Below are 6,156 nucleotides of genomic sequence, written 5' to 3'. Positions count from 1 at the left end.
TTTTTTTTGTGGCGTCAGTACTGCTCAGGATCGGTTGCTGTGCCGGTTTTTTTATTATTGGTTGCGGCGTGGTGGTGTTGACTGTCGGTTGGGCTGTTACTGTTGCTGCGGAGCTATCCTGTTCTATCGTTTGTGAGGATTTCGATAATGATACAAATTTCACCTGTATGGCTTTAGTTACCGGTGGAGAGTCCAGTCGATACGACTCACTCACATTCATCAGTAGCCATAGAATAAAAACATGACTTATCATCACAGCAAACACGATAATAAATTTTCTTTTAATCGCTGAGGTATACAGCACATTTGATAAAACAAGATTCGACATAATCCAGCCTAATTCAATCCTTCTCACACAACACATGCAAAGATGCATACGATTAAATCCCGCCTCTACTATTAATAACGAATGAGTTTGAGAAAAGACGCAAAAAAAATTCTTATTTCGTTTTCTAATGATTTTTTGTATGATTATTTATGAACAATTGATTGCAATTTGCAAACATTTAAACGAAAATAATTATTATTTACCTGTGCAGGAAATGTCATGACCTCCTCAACCTCATCTAAAGCACAGCAACATTTAATTAGCGAAATGTATTTGCAACATCATGACTGGCTATTGCAATGGTTACGTCATCGGATCAAACATCCCTTAAATGCAGCCGATATCGTACAGGATACATTTTTACGTCTATTACAAGCACAACAAAAAATTACTGCCTTACAAGAACCTAGAGCTTATTTACTTAATATTGCCAAACATTTACTGATTGATCAGCATCGCCGTTACACCATTGAAAAAAATTATATGGAAGCCTTATGTGAACAATTACAATTAGATGAACAAGATTCGCAACAAAGTCGCTTTGAAGATGTAATCCAGATTCTGGATTTTCTCACTGTTGCCCTATCCACCACACACAGTACTGCTAGACAAAGCTTTCTAATGTATTATTTTGAAGGCTACACCCAAACAGAAATTGCAGAAAACTTGCAACTTTCCTTGCGTACCATTCAAGGCTATCTTGCAGATTGTTTAAGTCTATGTTATGAAACTCGACATCGATTAAACGCAGAACTTAATGATGAATAAACAGCAAATTCGGCGTGAAATTGCTTTATGGATCATTCGTCTAGATTGTGATGATCCACAGGAACGTGCAAAAATACAACAACAATTTGAAGACTGGAAAAAAAGCCATCCAGAACATTTGCATTATTTTGAAGAGCTAAATTTATTTAATGAAGAGATTCAGAAAATCTCACAAAAACACGCACTAAAAAGCCAAACTGTTAAACAAACCTTTCAGGCTGTCGAACAGGACAAATTACATATTTTGTCATTGTTTAAAAAAACAATCTTGGCAATTACTGCTGTCAGTTTTTCTGCCTATATTTTTTATAGTTATTTTCCAATGCAATACTATACAGCTGATTATAAAACTGGGATTGCCGAAACACGTAGCTTTACCTTATCTGATGGTTCAAAAATTACACTTAGCGCAAAATCTGCCATCAAACTGGATTTTTCTGCAACACAACGCCGTATCGAATTAATTCAGGGCGACCTTTATATTGATGTTGCCAAGGATACTGGTCGCCCTCTCATTGTACAGACACCTCAAGCTAACTTTAAGGCACTAGGTACCCAATTTATTGTCAACCGCTATCCAACCAGTAGCACATTAAGCATGTTGCATTCCAAAGTTCAAGTGACCACAAATCAAGCTTTACAACCACATTCAGAAGTAGTTAGTGAAGGCGAAAAAATTCAGGTTAATCAACAAGGATTAGGGAAAATTGAAACAATTAACCCAGTGTCTATCCAAATGGCATGGCAAAAACATCAAATTGTTGCAGATGAATTACCGTTGTCTGATTTACTAACCCGACTAAATGCATACTATAACCGCTATATTATTTTTGATCATTCACGTTTAAGTCACATCAAAGTTACCGGTGTAATTAATACAAATCAAGATCTGGATGCTACATTACGCTTGCTCAAAACCCAATATCCAGAAATTGATTTTGTTCAGGTTGGAAATTTTGTAACTTATGCAAAAGTTCGTACTAATCCTTGAGAGATAAGGTTTTATTTTGCTAAAACTGATTGTTATAGCATTCATACCTTCGCTATTTAAGTTAAATTCATTTTATCATTTAAAACAACCTGATCAGTTTAATTAGCATCATATATATAAATTCAACAATTAAAATACTTAAAAATTCACTTGCATAACTATTAAAAATCTGTATAATTTAAAGCCAAAAGAATTAGTATATTTATTAATATTTTATCATTCGCAGTTTTATACATAATCCTTCGTTTAATTGATTTTTTTAAATACATTATTATCTTTTCAAATCATTATTAAATTTAAACAGGATATTATATATGTCAAATGTTTGCACCGGTACAGTAAAATGGTTTAACGAAACTAAAGGTTTTGGTTTTATTCAGCAACAATCAGGTCCTGATGTATTTGCCCATTTTAAAGAAATTCGTTCAGAAGGTTTTAAAACTTTACACGAAGGCCAAAGAGTAGAATTCACGATCAGTCAAGGACAAAAAGGCCCTTCTGCCAACGATATTCGTGTTCTTTAATATTTTTAAAGAACTGAATTTTATTTGTTCTGTAAATAGTTTATGAATTCTATAGACTATTTTCAAATTTTAATTAATATTAGATAATTTTTTTAATAACTTATTTTTGAAACACAATTTTAAATGATATTGCAAAATTAATTAAATATCTAAACCAATTTACAAAGTTAAAAACCATGAAGAAAATGAATGAATGGCTAGTAGCCAAAGCAACCAACGGACATGAAATAATTGTCAAAATTATCCCTCTGAAGCGAATACAAAATTTTATGGAAGGCCGTCAGGAATGGGTGGAAGTGGGTCAAAAAATTCAACTCAAATGCGGACAAGAAATTGAAATGAACTTAGACTGTAAAAGTTTTTATATATCTGCTAATCAATTATATAAACTCCCTTAATTAAGTTAAATTTCTATTCTTTAGAACGCTGTATAATTGAAGTCAACGCCACTATTAAATCAACAAGCAATCAAATTATTTTTTGATGTAATTTGATCGCTTAATTTTATTTCTACAAACTAAAAATTATTACTTGTTAAAATTTAAAACCGATGTTCCAATTTTAAACTAATATTATGTTTATCAAAACTATAATATTGGTATACATTACTTTTATTATGAGTATAACGATAATTCAACGTTGGAATTAAACCATAAAACTGCCATCGAGGTGCAGAAACAGTTACATTATAATTTTGTTCAAAGTCATGGCGTCTAGTTCCAAAAACTGCAACATATTTATCATATTGTCGCCAACGAAAAGAATTAGTAAGTGAAGCATTAAAGCCGGCATTAAATTGTTTAGTGACACCCAGTCTTAGACCTTGTTGTTCGTAAGCAGTATAATATTGTTCTTCAGTATTATGATCGACATAATCCAACCCAGCATTCAAACTCCATTGTTTTGGCAAAATTTTCCAAAAAGTTGCAAAAGCCGAATATTCCACACCATTTTGCGTAGTGTAATTTGAATAATTAAAATCCTTGATTTCTGTTTCTAGCTTGAATGCTTTGTCCTGACCAATAAAGCGCATCCATTCTGCCCGTCCACCCCAGGCATTATAATAAGGATCATGTCCAAAATATTTATGTTCAAATACAGGTGCAAATAATATCTGGTTTTTCTGATCCTGATAACTATAACCGGCATTAAAGTTAAAAGTCAGTTCGTTATAATCAGGTTCATTTGGATAGACTTGTCCATAACCTAATCCTCGAAAGGCAATACCATGATTGCTGGAAAGCGACCAGCGTTTACTTAAGGTTGCTTCATAATCCAGTCCCGTTGCATTAATCGGATCAGGACTACTTTCATTTTGATTAGCAACAAAGATTTTATTGCCATCCTTATCAAGCAAATAATCACCATTGGTATCAGCTGCATACCAAGTAATAGTATTATTATATTCTGCGGAATTATTTAGGTTGGTTGCATAACGCCCACCAAAAGCAATTGAGCCCTGCCATGCATCACGTTGTTTTAATCCATTTAAATATGATTCGACATTTTTCACGATATTTTGTGCTGTACGATCAGTAGAGGGTGCCAAATGATCCTTTACTTGCTGAAAGACTTGTTTAGCTTCTTTATTTTTTTGTTGTTCTGTCAATACCCTTGCCAATTCCAGCTTGATAATTTGATTTTGCGGTTGTAATTCGAGTGCCTGCTTAAAATCCTGTTCGGCTTGTTTTGGATGACCTTGTACACGTGCCAATGCACCTTGTGCAAATAAGGCCAAAGATTGATCATAATTTTCTAGTTTTACATAAGCATCTAAATAAATTTTTACAGCTTGCCACTGATTTTGCATGACGGAAAGATACAGAGCCCGACCGACTTCTTCTATATTTTGTTCAACTTTAATGGCTTCACCATTAATTAGTATTGTGGGTAATTCGCTAGTATCCTGTTTTCGTAATGCTTTGATGTTTTGTTCACGTTGTAATTGTTGTTGCTGAATATCCTGATTAAGTCGTAACTGAGTATCTTCATCGGCAGCATATATAAATTGCTGGATCGATAATAATGCACAGAACAACAATGTTTTTTTCATTAATAAATACCAATAGCAAAATAGGATAATAGAATAAGAAAGACTTGCCGAAGCAAGTCTTTCTTTATAAAACTTATTGTCTTACACCACCAAAGGCGATGTCATAAGAACGATCGGTAAATGTTGCGATACCGGCCAATTGTGCTTGTGTATTAAAGAAGTTACCAGAAACTACACCACCAGAAGCAGTTTTACCGCCTGTCCATGATGCATTGGAACCACTAATTGCTGCTGTCGCATTGTTAATGGTTGCCGTACCGACATTAAAGGTACTTGTACCATCAGTTAAGGTACCGGTTAAAGTACCAGTGCCTGTAGCTGAAGCACCAAAAGTAGCGACATAGGTACCACTATAATAATTACCATTATTTAAACCGGAAACGCTATAGTTAGCAGTTACACCATAGTTGGCAGAGCTAATTGCACTATCCACAGCTTGCCCATTATAAAATACGGTATAAGTCGAAGGATCTGCTGCCTTTGTAGTACCCACTTCAGTTGCCCAGTTACCAAACCAGACATCAGCACTACCTACTTGTTTAAAGTTCCAGACGCCAATATTACCATGACCGGGAATATCACTACCTGCAACATTATAAACACCATTGGAATCGGCACCTAGACGAGTAAAGTGTTGTAAAAAAGATGCGTGAGACTGTCCAAAAATACTTACACCATCTACACCACCTGCAGCAGTCCCATTATAGGTACCTAAAGAAAGTAAACCATCACCTTCTTCACCCCCATAGCTTTGTCCCGATTTAAAATCCGCATGTGCTGCACCTACCATAGCTAATGAAGTCATTAACGCTAATACAATTTTTTGAGTTTTCATAACATAGTTACTCTTTGTAAGATTTAAAGTTTCATTAAGAAATCTAATGGATAAACTTAATGATTATCATTAAAATAAAATGTTGTGTTTTTCTCATTTCTTTCTATGTCTGTGTAAATGGAAAATTTAACATTTTATTTAGGAATTAATAATGATTAATAAAAATCAATCACTATTGGTTTACATATAAATAAAGCCATTAATGCACCTTATCTACATGGTTTAATTTTGTAGCCACAAGTTAATATTTATCTTTCATATTAACCCGTTTAATTAATCTACAAAATATTAAACACTATTTCAAGAGTTTTTTATATTTATTTTTTAATTAACTTATATTATTTTAACAAATAAAAAAGCATATAAAAAATATTTTTCACCACTATATTTAATGGTAAAAATTCTAACAACCCTATAAACTTATAAACAACAAAACTTACCTTATTACAAAAAACTCATAATAAGATAAGTAATACATAATCTATAATGTAGTCTCGATATTTATATTATCAATAGATATTCTCCATTAAAAATTATAGGTTAAAGCCAGTTTCCAGGTACGTCCCGGTGCTGGCGTAGCAGATCGGCTAATTGGATCAAGATAGTAACGGTTACCCAAATTAGTTCCAATAAAATCAATACTTAGATGCTCATTGT

The 6,156-nt window shown here is 33.3% G+C and carries 7 protein-coding genes; 4 read left to right on the top strand and 3 right to left on the bottom strand.

The genetic code is table 11. The features are described from left to right. Nucleotides 1-328: hypothetical protein (locus F4V57_RS14585; protein ID WP_407643014.1), on the bottom strand; the 328-nt coding region annotated here is incomplete at its 3' end. Nucleotides 329-547: 219 nt separating this feature from the next. On the opposite strand from F4V57_RS14585, the gene F4V57_RS14580 reads away from it, so the two are divergent. From F4V57_RS14580 to F4V57_RS14565, 4 genes are all read left to right on the top strand, one after another. After that, the gene (locus F4V57_RS14580) at nt 548-1,096 is read left to right on the top strand and encodes a sigma-70 family RNA polymerase sigma factor (protein ID WP_070069725.1); all 549 of its coding nucleotides are present in this window, start codon (nt 548-550) and stop codon (nt 1,094-1,096) included. Beyond that, nucleotides 1,086-2,087 (top strand): FecR family protein, encoded by a 1,002-nt coding sequence (locus tag F4V57_RS14575; RefSeq protein WP_070069724.1) that lies wholly within the window; start codon nt 1,086-1,088, stop codon nt 2,085-2,087. Before F4V57_RS14580 ends, F4V57_RS14575 begins: the two co-directional genes overlap by 11 nt. A 314-nt stretch (nt 2,088-2,401) precedes the next feature. Further along, nucleotides 2,402-2,611 (top strand): cold-shock protein, encoded by a 210-nt coding sequence (locus tag F4V57_RS14570; RefSeq protein WP_150330561.1) that lies wholly within the window; start codon nt 2,402-2,404, stop codon nt 2,609-2,611. Between the two features lie 185 nt (nt 2,612-2,796). Beyond that, nucleotides 2,797-3,009: a transposase gene (locus tag F4V57_RS14565; RefSeq protein ID WP_407643013.1), complete on the top strand. Its 213-nt coding sequence runs from the start codon at nt 2,797-2,799 to the stop codon at nt 3,007-3,009. Between the two features lie 143 nt (nt 3,010-3,152). On the opposite strand, the gene F4V57_RS14560 is transcribed toward F4V57_RS14565, so the two are convergent. Then, nucleotides 3,153-4,664, bottom strand: a complete 1,512-nt coding sequence (locus F4V57_RS14560) for a porin family protein (protein ID WP_070070768.1) — start codon at nt 4,662-4,664, stop codon at nt 3,153-3,155. A gap of 73 nt (nt 4,665-4,737) precedes the next feature. Beyond that, nucleotides 4,738-5,499, bottom strand: a complete 762-nt coding sequence (locus F4V57_RS14555) for a Slam-dependent surface lipoprotein (RefSeq protein ID WP_070070769.1) — start codon at nt 5,497-5,499, stop codon at nt 4,738-4,740. Between the last annotated feature and the right edge of the window lie 657 nt (nt 5,500-6,156).

It is taken from the genome of Acinetobacter qingfengensis, from assembly GCF_008693185.1.
Taxonomy (GTDB): domain Bacteria; phylum Pseudomonadota; class Gammaproteobacteria; order Pseudomonadales; family Moraxellaceae; genus Acinetobacter; species Acinetobacter qingfengensis.
The sequence above is the reverse complement of the archived record's forward strand: the minus strand, read 5'-3'. Positions and strand labels throughout refer to the sequence as shown.

Bases quoted from the DNA above. Each gene is read 5' to 3' on its own strand.
- F4V57_RS14580 (WP_070069725.1), top strand. From the start codon at position 548: ATGACCTCCTCAACCTCATCTAAAGCACAGCAACATTTAATTAGCGAA.
- F4V57_RS14575 (WP_070069724.1), top strand. From the start codon at position 1,086: ATGATGAATAAACAGCAAATTCGGCGTGAAATTGCTTTATGGATCATT.
- F4V57_RS14570 (WP_150330561.1), top strand. From the start codon at position 2,402: ATGTCAAATGTTTGCACCGGTACAGTAAAATGGTTTAACGAAACTAAA.
- F4V57_RS14565 (WP_407643013.1), top strand. From the start codon at position 2,797: ATGAATGAATGGCTAGTAGCCAAAGCAACCAACGGACATGAAATAATT.
- F4V57_RS14560 (WP_070070768.1), bottom strand. From the start codon at position 4,664: ATGAAAAAAACATTGTTGTTCTGTGCATTATTATCGATCCAGCAATTT.
- F4V57_RS14555 (WP_070070769.1), bottom strand. From the start codon at position 5,499: ATGAAAACTCAAAAAATTGTATTAGCGTTAATGACTTCATTAGCTATG.